The organism is Streptomyces sp. SGAir0957, from assembly GCF_043523415.1.
The window spans coordinates 6,948,530-6,963,497 of the sequence record NZ_CP027293.1; the positions used below are offsets into that span (position 1 = coordinate 6,948,530).

9 protein-coding genes and 1 pseudogene are annotated in these 14,968 nt (G+C 73.9%); 6 read left to right on the forward strand and 4 right to left on the reverse strand.

Features of this window, described 5'->3' with window-relative positions; genetic code table 11:
• Nucleotides 1-288 precede the first annotated feature (288 nt).
• Together C1N81_RS36370 and C1N81_RS36375 are read right to left on the reverse strand one after the other, a co-directional pair.
• Nucleotides 289-1,845, reverse strand: a pseudogene (locus tag C1N81_RS36370) (hypothetical protein); the annotation flags it as partial.
• 37 nt (nt 1,846-1,882) lie between these two features.
• On the reverse strand, nt 1,883-2,077 hold the full coding sequence (locus C1N81_RS36375; RefSeq protein ID WP_324767692.1) for a hypothetical protein: 195 nt from the start codon (nt 2,075-2,077) through the stop codon (nt 1,883-1,885).
• Between the two features lie 287 nt (nt 2,078-2,364).
• Here C1N81_RS36375 and C1N81_RS36380 point away from each other — a divergent pair, with 287 nt between their 5' ends.
• Both C1N81_RS36380 and C1N81_RS36385 read left to right on the forward strand, forming a co-directional pair.
• Nucleotides 2,365-2,757, forward strand: a complete 393-nt coding sequence (locus C1N81_RS36380) for an ankyrin repeat domain-containing protein (RefSeq protein ID WP_394435629.1) — start codon at nt 2,365-2,367, stop codon at nt 2,755-2,757.
• A gap of 278 nt (nt 2,758-3,035) precedes the next feature.
• Nucleotides 3,036-4,445, forward strand: a complete 1,410-nt coding sequence (locus C1N81_RS36385) for a HEAT repeat domain-containing protein (protein WP_394435631.1) — start codon at nt 3,036-3,038, stop codon at nt 4,443-4,445.
• 60 nt (nt 4,446-4,505) lie between these two features.
• On the opposite strand, the gene C1N81_RS36390 is transcribed toward C1N81_RS36385, so the two are convergent.
• On the reverse strand, nt 4,506-5,327 hold the full coding sequence (locus C1N81_RS36390; RefSeq protein WP_394438466.1) for a putative hydro-lyase: 822 nt from the start codon (nt 5,325-5,327) through the stop codon (nt 4,506-4,508).
• Nucleotides 5,328-5,332: 5 nt separating this feature from the next.
• The gene (locus C1N81_RS36395) at nt 5,333-6,661 is read right to left on the reverse strand and encodes an MFS transporter (RefSeq protein WP_394435632.1); all 1,329 of its coding nucleotides are present in this window, start codon (nt 6,659-6,661) and stop codon (nt 5,333-5,335) included.
• A 167-nt stretch (nt 6,662-6,828) separates the two neighbouring features.
• On the opposite strand from C1N81_RS36395, the gene C1N81_RS36400 reads away from it, so the two are divergent.
• The 4 genes from C1N81_RS36400 (at nt 6,829) to C1N81_RS36415 (ending at nt 14,967) form a co-directional block, all read left to right on the forward strand.
• Nucleotides 6,829-7,527: a GntR family transcriptional regulator gene (locus C1N81_RS36400; protein ID WP_394435633.1), complete on the forward strand. Its 699-nt coding sequence runs from the start codon at nt 6,829-6,831 to the stop codon at nt 7,525-7,527.
• A gap of 69 nt (nt 7,528-7,596) precedes the next feature.
• The gene (locus tag C1N81_RS36405; RefSeq protein WP_394435635.1) at nt 7,597-9,123 is read left to right on the forward strand and encodes a hypothetical protein; all 1,527 of its coding nucleotides are present in this window, start codon (nt 7,597-7,599) and stop codon (nt 9,121-9,123) included.
• 57 nt (nt 9,124-9,180) lie between these two features.
• The gene (locus tag C1N81_RS36410; RefSeq protein ID WP_394435636.1) at nt 9,181-10,080 is read left to right on the forward strand and encodes a hypothetical protein; all 900 of its coding nucleotides are present in this window, start codon (nt 9,181-9,183) and stop codon (nt 10,078-10,080) included.
• A 120-nt stretch (nt 10,081-10,200) separates the two neighbouring features.
• A complete protein-coding gene (locus tag C1N81_RS36415) occupies nt 10,201-14,967 on the forward strand; it encodes a hypothetical protein (RefSeq protein ID WP_394435637.1) in 4,767 nt (1,588 codons plus the stop codon).
• Nucleotide 14,968 lies beyond the last annotated feature (1 nt).

The window sequence follows — 14,968 nt, forward strand, 5'->3', positions numbered from 1 at the left end:
GGCTTGGGCCGAAGTGCTCTGCGGGGCCTGCGCCCCAGCCGGTGTGTCCTGCAAGGCCCCCGCCCCGACCGTCGTGCTCTGCCGGGCCTGCGCCCCGCCCGTCCCGCCCCGTGCGGCTGTCGCCCCGCCCGTCCCACCCTGCGCGGCCCCCGCCCCGGCCGCTGTGTTCCGCCGGGGCCCCGCCTCGGTCGAGTTGGCCGGGGACCCCGTCCTGGTCGGGTCGGCCGGGGGGCCCGGTTCGGCCAGGGCGTTTCTCGTCGGCTCGTGGGAGATCGCGTCCGGCGGGATTGATTCGGCTGCTGAGGCGTCGGGGGTCGGGGGTGTCGCGTCCCGTGGGGTGGTGTGGTGCGGGAGGAGGGCGATGACTGCCTGGCGGTGGGTGTCGCTCGTGGCGTCGTCGTTCGGGTCGGGCGTGGCCGGTACCTGGAGGCGGTGGACCTGGCCGGTGCCGAGGCGGGCGTAGCCGCGGCCGGGAGGGGCGTCGGCGGTCGGGGTGGTGAGGGGGAGGGCGCCGAGCACGTCCAGGAGCTCCGCCGGGGTGGCGGGGCCGAGCACTACGCGCGCGCGGGTGTGCGCGCCCACGTGTTCGTCGAGGCCGCCGAGGCTGTCGAACTGTTCGGCGACGACGACTGTCACGCCCGCCGCGCGCCCGTGCCGCAGCGGAATCCGCAGCAGGGCCTGCGGATCGTCACGGCCGTCCGCCGCCGCGAGGTGGCCGAGGGCGCTGGGCCGGTCGAGCAGGATCCACAGGGGCCGTTTGATGTCCTCGGGCGCGGGGTGCCCGGCCTGCCGGGCCCGGTTCGCGGCGATGAGCCGCCGCTCGGTCTCGTGCGCGGCCCATTCGAGCGTGGCGCGGGCCCCGGCGAGCCCGGACTCGACGGCGAGCACGCCGGCCCGCCCGATGAGGCTCGCGTAGTCGCCGGTGCCGCTGCCCTCGATGACGAGGACGTCCCCGTCCTGGAGGGCCTGGAGCGCGACGGAGCGGACGAGCGAGGTCGTGCCGGTGCCGGGCTGGCCGACGATGAGGAGGTGCGGCTCGGTGGAGCGGATGCCGGTGCGCCAGATGACGGGCGGCACGTCGCGCTGCCCGTCGCCGTCCTGGACGGGGAGCGTGCGCTGGACGCCGGTCTCGTCGGTGAAGCCGAGCACCGTCTCGCCGGGGGACGTGACGAAGCGCTGGGCGGCGATGTCGGTGGGCAGCGGGGCGAGGACCGTCACCGTGAGCCGGTTGCCCTCCTCGTCCCAGCCGAAGTGGTACTCGCGGCCCCGGCCCAGCTTCGCGTTGAGCAGTTGTTCGATGCGGGCCCGGGACTCGGGCTCGCCGTCGGTGAAGTAGGCCGGGTAGCGGATGGCGAGGCTCTCGAAGCGGCCGTCGCCGTCGAACTCGTAGGACTCGAACGCGTTCTCCCACTCGCCGCCGTGCGCGTACAGGGGACTGGGATCGTCCGCGACGGAGAAGTACGGCACGAGCGCCTCGTAGAGCGAGGAGAGCCGCTGGACCTGCGACTCGTCGGGGCCGGTGGGTTCGGCCTGCTTGGGGTCGCGGCCCTTCCACGCGGCCACCGCCATGAGGCAGATGAGGGCGAGCAGGGGCGCGTAGGGGAGGAACACCAGGACCAGGACCACCGCCCCCGCGAGGAACAGCAGCGGGCTGCGCCGTTCCTTGGGGGTGTCCACCCACTTGCGCCGTCCGGCGGCTGCCAGCCGGCGCAGGCCACGGGTGATCGTGATGAGGGGGTGGAGGACGTCGGTGGCGCCGTCGGCGGCCGTCCGTGCCATTTCCCGGCTCCGGGCGATCGAGGCGCTGCCGTTGCTCAGAATGCGGGGGAGAGGGCGCCTGGCCACGTCGGTCTCCTGGGGGTGTGTGCGGGTGGGGACGGCGTCAGAACTTGATCCCGCCGAGCAGGCTGGCGAGGCTCGCGCCGCCCGCCTTGATGCTCGGGGCGATGGCCGTGCCCGCCAGGTAGAAGCCGAGGAGGGCGCAGACCAGTGCGTGCGAGGCCTTCAGGCCGTCCTTGCGGAAGAACAGGAAGACGATGATGCCGAGCAGCACGACGCCCGAGATGGAGAGGATCATGAGGGTTCTCCTGGTTGATGGGGACAGTCACCATGAGTTCTTCCAGGCTCACAGCATGTATCTATACGACAAAAGGTGCAAATGGGTGTAATTCGCTGGAATTCACCCATTGGGCAGGTAGCAGGAGGGTTCCCTCGACCCGTCGTGCCGTCGGACTCTCGTCCGCACTGGGGGTGATCTTTGCCTCGCTGAGGTCGGCTCATGTGCCGTCGCCGGGCAGTACTCTGTCGATTCACTCGTACGGCCGCACGGTCGTACCGGCACAGATGTGAAAGGCGGTCCGGCCGATGAGCGAAGCCCCCGACCCGGAGGTCGTGGAGCTGGCCACCAAGATCTTCGACCTCGCCCGGAGGGGCGAGAGCGAGGCGCTCGCGGAGTATGTGGACGCGGGCGTTCCGGCCAACCTCACGAACGACCGCGGCGACACGCTCGTCATGCTGGCCGCCTACCACGGGCACGCGGACGCGGTCCGCGCCCTCCTCGCGCGCGGGGCCGACGCCAACTGCGCCAACGACAAGGGCCAGACCCCGCTCGCGGGCGCCGTCTTCAAGGGCGAGGAGGGCGTCATCCGCGCCCTGCTCGACGGAGGCGCGGATCCGGCCGCGGGCACCCCTTCGGCGGTCGACACGGCCCGGATGTTCGGCAAGGCGGAGCTCGTCGAGCTCTTCGGAGCTTCCTGACGCACAGCGTCTGACCAGGCAAAACGGGGGTGCGGGAAATGTGGTCGCGGCGGGCAGAACCGCTGGGTCATGATGACGACGTGATTTCCGGACGCGACGGCAGGGCAGGTGAAGCCCACGAACCGCGCGGGCCGTGATCGGCCCGACCGGGCCTAGGACGAGAGGCAGAGAGATGGTCTACAGCAAGCAAGAGACGGCGGGCGCTCCGACGTGTTGTCGCGTGGCCAGGTAGTTCCAGGTCCCCGGTTGCGTCGACGCTTGATGTGAGGCTGTTTCCCATGTTCGAACCGGTCATAGCGCCCAGCGGTACGCTGCTCGGCCTGTTGCAGCGGGGCCGCGGTGACGGCACGCTGCACGCGCTGACGGCCCCGAGGGCCGAGGCCCTCGCCGCCCTCGATCACTGTGTGCTGAGCGACCCCCGCCACGACTGGCAGGTGGAGAACCGCTCCCTCTACTACGCCCGCCTCTACCTCGACCTCCACGGCGAGCTCGGGGAGATCGAGCGGCACCTCTTCGGCCCCGACGACGTCCTCGACACGGACGAGAACCGCACCGGGCTCGCCCTCGCGGTCCTCGGCCACCTCGCCTCGTACGGCAGGCGGGACGCCCTGGAGCTGCTGCGCAGGTACGCCGCCTTCGGCTCGAACTGGGCCTGGGCCCTGGACGAGCTGGCCCTGCGCGACGACGACGCGGGTCTGCGCGCCCTCGCCGAGCCGGTCCTCGCCCGGTTCCCCGCGCAGGACGAGGCCGACCTCGTCGCCGCCGTCCGCGACGCCTACGAGCCGCGGCCCTGGCGGCTGTGGGCCGAGGATCCGCGCCCGAACGTGGGCGCACGCGTGCGTGCCGCCCAGGAAGCCGGGTCGTTCGACCGCTGGCAGCGCCAGCTGACGCCCTCGGGGCCGCGCCCCGGCTGGAGCGTGCAGGCCGTCTTCGACTGGGCGCAGGAAGGCTTCGAGCGCGGGGCCGTCCTGTACGTGCCCGCCGCCCGCTGCCTGACCGCCGTCGCCGGGCCCGAGGACCGCGCGCAGATCGTCCGCGCCGCTCAGGACGGCAATGACGGGGCGCGCTGCACCGCCCTGCGCTACCTGGCCGACGCGCACGATCCCGACGTCCTCGATCTCGTCGAGGCCGCCGTCGAGTCACCCGCGCGCGTGGTGGTGGACGCCGCCCTCGACTCCTTCGAGCGCATGCGCAGCCTCGCCGCCGTGGAGCGCGCCCGCCGCTGGGCGCGCAGGCCCGACGCGCTCGGCGCCGCCGCGGGCCGCATGCTCGCCTGTCTGGGCGGCGCCCAGGACAGCGACCTCGTGCTCTGGGCCCTGCGGGAGGCGGTCCGCGGCGACGGACCCGACGCCCCCGCCCTGTGGCCGCTCGTCGACGGGGCCGGACGGCTCGGCATCGCCTGCGCCGCCCCCGTCCTGCGCCATATCTACCGCGAGACCGCCTCGTCCCATCTGCGTGGGCACGCCGCCCGCGCCCTCGCCGTCACCGACCCCTCCTTCGCGGCCGGGTTCGCCGTCGAGTGCCTGTGGGACTGCGAGGAGTCCACCCGCGAGGTCGCCGCCCGCCATGCGGAGACCGGCGACGCGCGCGTGGTCGACCAGCTCCGCCGCCTTGCCGCGGATCCGGCCGAGGAGGCCGAGGTGCAGACCGCCGTCCGCGCCAGGATCGGCCCGGAAGCGGCCGCTTGACGGTGCCTGGCTGCCTGACGGTGCCTGGCTTCCGGCCCGCGCCTGGCTGCCTGCCCGCGCCTACAGGATCCGGTGCTGTTCGTCCCGCGTGTCCGTGACGAACATGTGGCCCGGCGCGTGCGTGATCGCGAACGGGGGCCGCGACGCCATCACCGCCGCCTGCGGCGTCACCCCGCACGCCCAGAACACGGGGATGTCCCCGGGCTCGCGGTCCACCGGGTCCCCGAAGTCGGGTGCGTCCAGGTCGTCGATGCCGAGGGCGCCGGGCGGCCCCAGATGGACCGGCCCGCCGTGCACCGCGGGCATCAGGGAACTCTCCCGTACAGCGGCCTCCAGGGCGTGCTGCGGCACCGGGCGCATCGACACGACCATGGGGCCGTGCAGCCGCCCGGCCGGGCGGCACGCGCGCGTGGTGACGTACATGGGCACGTTCCTGCCCTGCTCGATGTGGCGCAGCGGCACGCCGGCCCCGGCGAGCGCCCACTCGAAGGTGAAGCTGCACCCGATCAGGAACGTCACCAGGTCCGCGCGCCAGACGTCGACGACATCGGTCGGCTCGTCCGCCAACTCGCCGTCCCGCCACACCCGGTAGCGCGGTAGGTCGGTGCGCAGGTCCGCGTCCGGCGCGAGCGGTGTCGTCCAGGAACCGGCGTCCGTGACGTCGAGGACGGGGCACGGTTTCGGGTTGCGCTGGCAGAACAGCAGCATGTCGTAGGCCCAGTCGGCCGGTACGGAGATGAGGTTGGCCTGGGTGTGGCCGCGCGCCCAGCCCGCGGTGGGGGCGCTCGCGCCCGCGCGGAAGTGGGCGCGGGCCTGCGGGGGTGACCAGGACGCCGGTTGCGTGTCCGTGCGGTCGATGGCGTTCACCGTGTCCGTGTGCACCGTGTTCACAGCAGTTCCCTTCCGCGCGTCTCCGGCAGTCCGAGCAGCGCCAGGACCGCGAGGCCGTAGCCGATGGCCCCGAAGACCAGGGCGCCGCCCACTCCCCAGCTGTCGGCGAGGAAGCCGACGAGGGTGGGGAAGACCGCGCCGATCGCGCGGCCCGTGTTGTACGTGAAGCCTTGTCCCGTCCCGCGTACGGCCGTCGGGTACAGCTCGCTGAGGAAGGAGCCGAAGCCGCTGAAGATGGCGGACATGCAGAAGCCGAGCGGGAAACCGAGCACAAGGAGCAGGGTGTTCGCGCCGTCCGGAATGTTCGTGTACGCCACGATGCACACGGCGGAGAGCGCGGCAAACAGCACAATGTTGCGTTTCCTGCCGAGCCGGTCGGTGAGGTGGCCGCCGGTCAGATAGCCGAGGAAGGCGCCGGAGATGAGGAACGACAGGTAGCCGCCGGTGCCGACCACGGTCAGCCCCCGGTCGTCCTTCAGGTAGGTGGGCACCCAGGTGGCGAGCGTGTAGTAGCCGCCCTGGACGCCCGTCGACAGGAGGACCGCGAAGAGCGTGGTGCGCAGCAGGCCCGGCTCGAAGATCGCGGCGATCTGCGCGAGCGCGCCCTTGCGCGCGCCCGACGCGCACTCGCGTTCCTGTGTCGCCCTCGGGGCGTCCTGGACGCGGCGGCGCAGCCACACGACGAGGAGGGCGGGCAGCGCGCCCGTCCAGAACATGACGCGCCACGCCAGATCGGCGTCGAGGAACTGGAAGACCAACGTGTAGACGATCGCGGCAAGGGCCCAGCCCACCGCCCATGAGCTCTGGACGGCGCCGAGCGTGCGGCCCCGGTGCTTCGCGGAGGCGTACTCGGCGACGAGGACCGCGCCGATCGCCCACTCGCCGCCGAACCCGAGCCCTTGCAGGGCGCGGAAGACGAGCAGTGCCTCGTAGGTGGGAGCGAAACCGCAGGCCACGGTGAAGACCGCGTACGTGAGGACCGTGATCATCAGGGCTTTGACGCGCCCGATCCGGTCGGCGATGACGCCTGCCGCCGCGCCGCCGACCGCCGAGACGACCAGGGTGACCGTGGTGATCAGGCCGGTCTGGCCGCTGCTCAGGCCGAAGTAGGCGGCCAGCGCCACCATGCTCAGCGGCAGCGTGAAGTAGTCGTAGGAATCGAGGGCATATCCCCCGAAAGCCCCGCCGAAGGCGCGGCGGCCGCGCGGGCCGAGTGCGCGCAGCCAGCCGAACGCGCCGCTGTCGGTGGCGGGTTGGGGTCCGGAGGCCGGTGCGGGCTGTCCGTCGGGGAGGGTCGCGCCTGGCGACGGTGGAGTCGTGCTCATGGGCACCTCGCAGTGGATGTGTGTGCGTGGCGGTGCGTACGGGATGAGCGAAGAGCGCGCGAAAGGCCCCGGTCCCGGGACCCCTCTGGACGTCAAGGTAGAGGATCGTTGAACGATCCCTCAATACCCATGTTGTCTCGTTCCTGTATCTGCGCTTGAATTCGGCCGTGGCCACGGAAGAACTGAACGCACTCGCCGACGACCGCCCGCTGCTCGGGCGCACCAGCACCGCCGAGCGCGTCGCGGACATCCTCAGGAGCCGCATAGCGGACGGCTTCTTCCCGCCCGGCACCCGGCTCTCGGAGGACAGCATCGGCGGCGCTCTCGGCGTCTCGCGCAACACCCTGCGCGAGGCGTTCCGGCTGCTCACGCACGAACGCCTCCTCGAACACCGGCTCAACCGCGGCGTCTTCGTGCGCGTCCTGAGCGTCGACGACGTCGAGGACATCTACCGGATCCGGCGCATGATCGAATGCGCCGTCGTGCGCAACCTCGGCGAACCTCCGTACGCCCTCGACCGGGTGGCCGCCGCCGTCGCCGACGGGCAGCGCGCCGCCAAGGCGCGTGAGTGGAAAGGCGTCTCGACCGCCAACATCCACTTCCACCGCGAGCTCGTCGCCCTCGCACGGAGCGAGCGCACCGACGAGCTGATGCGCAGCGTCCTGGCCGAACTCCGCCTCGCCTTCCACGTCGTGGACGACCCGCGCCGCCTCCACGAGCCCTACCTCGCCCGCAACGTCCAGATCGTCGAGACGCTCCGGGAGGGCCGCGGGGACGACGCCGAGGCGCTCCTCGCCGCCTACCTCGACGACTCCCGCGACGGCCTCGTCGAGGTGTACGGGCAACGGGTCACGGCGGACCGGTAGCCGCCCCGGACCACCGTCGCATCTGCGTCGTTTCGACCGTTGTCAGACCCAGCGCCTAGTCTGTGCTCCGTGACTTCGCCTGCCACCACGGAATCCGTTCCGCCCCAGCTCAGCGCGGGGCCGCGCCCGGCACCCGGGCCGGCCGCCGACGAGGGGCTCGCGCGGCGGCTCCGCGCGCTCGCCTGCACCGCGCCGCTGCACGATCTCGACGTGCGCAAGGCGAACCTCGCGGGCGAGTACTCGACGTACGGCATGGCCGAGGTCGCACTCAGCGCGATCGACCTCGTCACGCTCAACATGGACTTCGACACGGGCGCCGACCACGAGCAGATAGTGGCCCGCCTGGTGCCCCGCATCGCCGCCCAGGCACCCCAGCGACCCGGCGCCGAGCACGAGCGCGTGGCCCGCTGGGTCCTGGAGAACCTGATCAATGTCGGCTCGGTCGACCGCGGCTTCCGCGCCGTGTACGGCACGTTCGCGACGGACGGCTCCTACGTGCGCCGCGACTACGACTTCAAGCTGATCGAGGAGGTGCCGGGGCCCGGCGGCAGCGTCTACCTCCGCACCACCGACGAGGCCGTCAATGTGCTCGTCGGCGCCCTCGACACCGATGTCACCAGCGCCCAGATCGCCGCCGAGGTGAAGCTGGAGGTGCTGATCAGCCGCGGCCGGCTCGCCGACGCCCAGCTCGCCGCCGAACAGGCGCGGTACCGGACCGTCCAGTACTCCGAGACGCTGCGCAGGGCGCTCGACGCCACACGCCGCAATGTGCGCGCCGTCGACTGGCTGAAGGCCGTCCCCGACATGATCGCCGAGGCGCTCGACCACGTCGCCGACCGCTACCGCCACGAGAACGCGATCCTGACGAACATCCGCAAGGCCCGCGACGAGTCCGAGGACCCGGAGCAGAAGCGCCGCGCCGCCGAGCTCGTCGACATCGTCAAGGACTGCATCCGCCGCCACACGCAGCTCCAGTCCCGCCTCCTGGAGGCCGGGCCGCTGTTCCGCGCCGAGCAGGACCGGCAGGCGTTCGCGACGCCCTCCGCGCGCGCGGGCCTCGACCTGTACGGGCAGCTCGTCGCACCGCTGCTGCCGCTCCCGGTGCAGGACGCCCGCAAGGTGACCGACGCGTTCTTCGCGCGCGGCACCGGACTGCGCACCCCCGTCTCCGTACGCGTCGGCGACCTGGTCGACATACTGCTGACCCCGCCGCAGGAGCGGGAGCACCTCGGCGTCGAGATGCCCGAGCCCGACCTCATCGCCACCCCGGACGACAGCCGGTTCAGCGAGGAGCAGCTCGCGAGCGCCAAGGAACTGCTCGACCTGCCGGCGGACGCGCCGCGCCGCCTGTCGGGCCTCCTCGCCGAAGCCCGGAAGCGCGACCCCGAACTCCCGTACCTGGTGGCCCTGTTGGCGGTCCACGCGGCGAGCCCGCCCGTCGGTACCGCCTACCGTCAGGGCGAGGGCAAACTGCTCTTCGCCGTGGACGACGGCACCGAACTCGACGACGAGGAGTTCGGCGGCGCCGACCTCATCGTCGGCACGGCCCTGCTGGACGCGGCGGGCATGGCGGCCGACCGCACGGAGGCGGCGTGACGTACCCCTCGACGACCACCGCCCGACCCACCAAGACATGACCAAGGAGCACCGCCCGTGACCGAGTACCCCGACGAGCACCCCGAGTGGGGCGAGCCCGAGGCCGCCGCCCCGGGCTCGGTCAAGGCGCCCGCGCCGGTCACGCCCGCCGACGCCGCCGACGCGGCCCGGCTCGTCTCCTTCGGCCTCCAGCCCAAGCTCCAGCCCTCCCGCGACCAGGAGTACGGCGAACTGCTGCGCCGCTACCGCGAGGACCCGCCGTTCGCGCGGCTCGCCGACGCCGTCGCCACGGGGCTCGGCCTCGTCGTCCTGGAGGTGTCCCCGCGCGCGGGGATGGCCGTGACCGCCGCCGAGGACTCGGTCTTCGCCGTCCGCATGGGCGACTACGCCCGCCGCACCGCGGCCGACTCCACCGACCGCTTCCTGCACGGCCTCGCCCACCTCGCCGTCGCCGCGCTCGCCTTCCCCCGCCCCGAGGACCTCGCCGACGACGGCTACATCGGCCGGGTCAGCGTCAACGGGGTGGACGCGTTCGTCCGCCAGGCCTGCCGCAAGCTGGAGGAGCGCGCGGACGAACAGGGCGAGAACACCGACCCGGCCACCGACGCGCCCGGACTCGAAGCGGCCTGGCGGATCTGGGCGCGCCGCAGCTCCACCGGCGCCACCAAGGACGCGCGCCGCCTCGCGGGGTCCACGACCGGCATCGTCGCCAAGGCCGTCGCGTTCCTGACGGACTCCGGGTTCCTGCAGAGAACCGGGGACGACGGCGGCGGCACCTACCGCACCACGGCCCGCTACCAGCTGCAGGTCCGCGACATGGCCGGCACCGCCGCCATGGCCGAACTCCTGGACCTCGGCGTGGTGGCCGTGACCGACGGCTCCGCGAGCCTGGCGCCTCCGATGGACGAGGGCGCGGCGGAGCTGGTCGCGGACGCGGGCCTTCCGTTCCATTCCTGACCGCCTGACCGCCTGACCGCCTGACCGCCTGACCGACCAAGTCGCCCGACTGCCCGACCGCCTGACCCTTCAGACGCCGACCGTCCCTTCGAACGTCCGTACCTACCACGAGAGTCCGCCATGTACGAGCTGTCCCGGGTTCGCCTCTACTCCATCGGGCCGGCCGGTGCGCGCTACGCCGACACCGTGCTCGACCTGCGGGGCGTCGGCGCGCCCGTGCCCCACCCCGCGCCCACCCAGGCGGAGTTCTTCGAGGACGAGCCCGTCGGCCCGCCGCGCCGCCCCGCGCCGGCCGGTGTGCTCTTCCTGGAGAACGGCGGCGGCAAGTCGGTCCTGCTGAAGCTGATCTTCTCGGTGATGCTGCCAGGACACCGCAACACGCTCGGCGGTGCCAGCTCCGGCGTGCTCCGCAAGTTCCTCCTGGCCGACGACTGCGGACACGTCGCCCTGGAGTGGCAGCACACCCTCACCGGCGAGTGCGTCGTCGTCGGCAAGGCCAGCGAGTGGCGCGGACGGCAGGTCTCCAACGACCCGCGCAAGTTCGCCGAGGCCTGGTACTCGTTCCGGCCGGGCCCGGGGCTGAGCCTGGACTCGCTGCCCGTCGCCGAGTCGACCGCCGTACGGGCCGCCGTCGAGGGCGCCTCGGGCGCGCAGGGCCGCCGTCGCACCATGAAGGGTTTCCGGGACGCCCTGACCGAGGCGGGCAAGGCGTACCCGCACCTCGAGGTGAACTGGGAGGAGGGCCACGACCGGTGGAACGAACACCTCGGTGACCTCGGCCTCGACCCCGAACTCTTCCGCTACCAGCGCGAGATGAACGCCGACGAGGGCGAGGCGGCGGGGCTCTTCGCCGTCAAGAAGGACTCCGACTTCACCGACCTGCTGCTGCGCGCCGTCACGGACACGCGCGACACGGACGGCCTGGCCGACCTCGTCAGCGGCTTCGGCAACAAGCTGGGACGGCGCGCCGAGCTGATCGCCGAGCGCGACTTCACCGCGGGCTCCGTCGACCTGCTCACCCGCATCGTCGAGGCGGCCGACACCCGGGCACGCGCGCGGGACATCCACGCCGCCGCCGAGCGCCGCACCCGCACGCTCGCCCGGCGCCTCTCCGCGCGCGCGGGCGTCGAGCGCGGGCGCGCCGCCGACCTCGCCCAGCAGGTCACCGCCGCCGCGCACACCGTCACCGAGGCCGAGTCCGCGCGCGAGCGCAGCGCCCTCATCGCCGCCGAACTGGCCTACCGGCACGCCTCCTTGGCTCTCGCCGGAGCCGAGAAGGCCGCCGCAGCGCAGAAGCGCGAGCTGGCCGACGCCCGTACCCTGCACTCCGCCTGGCAGGCCGCCGAGGCCGTCCTGCGCCACCGCGCCGCCGCCGACCGCTCCGCGCGCGTGGCCGCCGCCATCCGCGAGGCCGAGCGCGACGCCGCCCCCGCGCTCGCCGCCCGCGCGAAGGCCGCCGCCGAACTCGTCCGCGCCCTGCACGGCGCCGCCGAGAAGGCCGAGCACCACGCCAACGAGGAGGAGGAGCGCTCCGCCGTCCTCCAGGAGGCGGGCGAGACCGCGCACCGCGACGCGACCGCCGCCGCCACCGAGGCCCAGCGCGCCCGCAGCGAACTCGGCCACCTGCGCCAGCGCCTCGCCGAGGTCGAGCAGGAGACCGCCGAGGCCGTCCGCGCGGGCTGGCTCGACGACAGCGCGCCCGACGCCGACCCGGCGCGCGCCGCGCTCGCCGCCTCCGACGCCGAGAAGACCACCGTCGCCGCCTGGGACACCGCCCGCGAGGCCGCCCGCCGCGCCACCGAGCACGCGCGCGAGGCCGCCTCGGTCGAGGCCCGCGCCGAGCTGACCGCCGCCCGCGCCGCCGACGCCGCGAACGCCGCCGAGCAGGCGTACCGGGCCGAGGAGCGTGCCGCCGCAGCCCTGGCGGGGGAGGAGCGGCTCGCCGAACTCCTCGGCGTCGACGGCCCGTTGGGCGGCATCACCACGGCCGGCGGGGACCGCGTCGGCCCGTCGAGCGGCACCGCCACCACCGACGGGCACGGCGTCGGCCCGTCGAGCGGCATCACCACGGCCGACGCGGACCGCGCCGCCGACGCGGCGCTCACCCCCGAGGACCTCGACCGCGCCGCCGACGACCTCACCACCCTCCTCGACGACTCCGTCACCGCCGCCGAGCGACAGCTGTTCGAGCTGCGCACCGCCGCCGCCGACGACTCCCGCATCCTCGGCGCCCTCGGCGACGGCGGCCTGCTCCCGCCCGGACCCGACGTCCTCGCCACCGTCGAGTACCTCGGCGAGCACGGCATCCCCGCCCTGCCCGGCTGGCGCTACCTCGCCCAGTCCGTCGACCCGGTCGACCACGCGCGCGTGCTCGCCGCCCGCCCCGAGCTGGTCGACGGCGTCATCATCACCGACCCCGCCTCGCACGCACGCGCGCGTGAAGCCCTCGCGGGAGCCGCGCTCCTGCCCCGCTCCGCCGTCGCCGTCGGCACCTCCGCCGCGCTGCTCGCCCCCACCCCGGGCGCGAACGCCTCCGGCGACGGCGTCTTCCTCGTGCCGCCGAACCCGGCCATGCACGACGAGCACGCCGCCGACGAAGAGCGCCAGGCGCTGCGCGCGCGGGCCGCCCAGCGCGACGAGGACATCCGCACCCTCGCCGGACGCCTCGCCAAGGACCGCGAACTGGCCGCCCGGCTCACCTCCTGGCGCGCGGGCTGCCCGGCCGGCCGCCTGATCGAACTCGCCACGGCCGCCGAGCAGGCCCGTACGTTCGCCGGAGAGGCCGAGGCCGAGCTGGCCGAGGCCCGCACCGTGCGCGCCGAGGCCGACGAGGCCGCCGCCGAGGCGACCCGTGTGCGCGACGAACGCCAGGAGGCGGCCCAGCGCGCCCGGCGCACCGCCGACGCCCTCGCCGGACTGGCCTACCGCCTGCGCGAGCGCGCGGCCTGGCAGGCCAAGGTCCGCGAACTCGCCGACGAGGCCGTCGAGTCGGAGGCCCGCGCCCAGGCGTGCCTGGAGCACGCCCGCGCCGCCGACGAGGACCGGCGCTCCGCCCAGCGCTCCGCCGACGACACCCGCCGCACCGCCCGCGCGCTGCGCGCCGAGCGCGCCGAGATCGCGGGCGCCCCCGACGACGTACCCGAAGGGGAGGCGCCCAAGGCGTCGCTGCCCGCCCTGCGCGAGGCGTACCGCGCCGCGTCCCAGCTGTACGAGAAGGTCGGCGTCGGCGCCGACCTTCGTGCCGAGCAGGCCCGCGCCGAGAGCGACGAGTCCGCCGCGCTCAGCGAGCTGGACCGGCTCAGCAACAAGGTGCGCACCCGCGCCGCCGCCCTCCTCGAATCGCCCGACGGGTCCGACGGCCCCTCCCGGCAGGCCGCCGCCGCCCGCGCGGAAGAGCTCGTCCAGCTCCTGGAGACCCGCGCCTCCACCGCCAGCGAGCAGCTCGGCCGCCTGCGCGGCGAGGCCGAGCGGCACGCGCCCGAGGACGGCGGGGCCCACACCGAGCTGCCCGAGGAGCTCGTCCCCGCCGACGCCGAGCAGGCGGGCGCCCTGCTGCGCACCGTCACCACCGAACTGGCCGTGCGCACCGACGCGTTGAGCACCGCCCGCGCCGCCCACAGCGAACTCCTCGACGCGCACCGGGCCGCCGAGGACGGCACCGGCGGCTTCGACGAGACGGCCGCGCTCCTGCGCGACCTCCTCCGCGACCACACCGACGGCGAGGAACAGGACGAGCCGGAGCCCTACCCGGGCACCCTGGAGGAGGCCCGCACCGCCGCCGCCGAGACCCGCCGCTCGCTGCGTGGCTGCGCCGCCGACCTGTCCGCCGCCGAGACCGCTGTCCGCGAGGCGAGCGACATCCTCGTACGGCACGCGAACTCCACGCGGTACGAGCAGGTGCGCACGCCCGCGCGGCAGCAGATCCGGGAGCTGCCCGCGTCGGCGCTGCCGGAGCACGCGCAGCGCTGGGCCGACGCGTTCGCGCCCCGGCTGCGCGTCCTGACCGACGAGCTGGCGCAGCTGGAGCGCAACCGGGACTCGATCGTGGACCGGCTGCGCGGCCTCGTCGAGTCCTCGCTCGCCACGCTCCGCTCCGCCCAGCGCCTGTCCCGCCTCCCGGAAGGGCTCGGCGAATGGTCGGGCCAGGAGTTCCTGCGGATCCGCTTCGAGGAGCCCGACCAGGCGACGCTCACCGAGCGCCTCGGCGAGGTCATCGACGACGCCACACGCGCGGCCGTGAAGAAGAACTCCGACATGCGGCGCGACGGCATGTCCCTGCTGCTGCGCAGTGTCGGCGCCGCCCTCGAACCCAAGGGTGTCGCCGTCGAGATCCTCAAGCCCGACGCCGTACTGCGCGCCGAGCGGGTCCCCGTCGGGCAGATGGGCGACGTGTTCTCCGGCGGCCAGCTGCTCACCGCCGCCATCGCCCTGTACTGCACGATGGCCGCACTGCGCTCGAACGACAGGGGCCGCGACAAGCACCGCCACGCGGGCACCCTGTTCCTCGACAACCCCATCGGCCGCGCCAATGCCACGTACCTTTTGGAGCTCCAGAGGGCCGTCTCCGACGCGCTCGGTGTTCAGCTCCTCTACACCACCGGCCTCTTCGACACCACGGCGCTCGCCGAGTTCCCGCTGGTCATCCGCCTGCGCAACGACGCGGACCTGCGGGCTGGCCTGAAGTACATCAGCGTGGAGGAACATCTGCGCCCGGGGCTGCCGCAGCAGGATCCGGAGGGGGAGACGGTGCATGGGAAGATCACGGCGACCCGGATGTTCAAGCGGCCTGCCGAGCCCGTCGAGCCCGTCGAGTCTGCCGAGCCCGTCGAAGCGGTGGAGCCCACGGTGCCCGCCGCTCGCGCCGAGCAGACGGTCCAGGAGGCGTGAA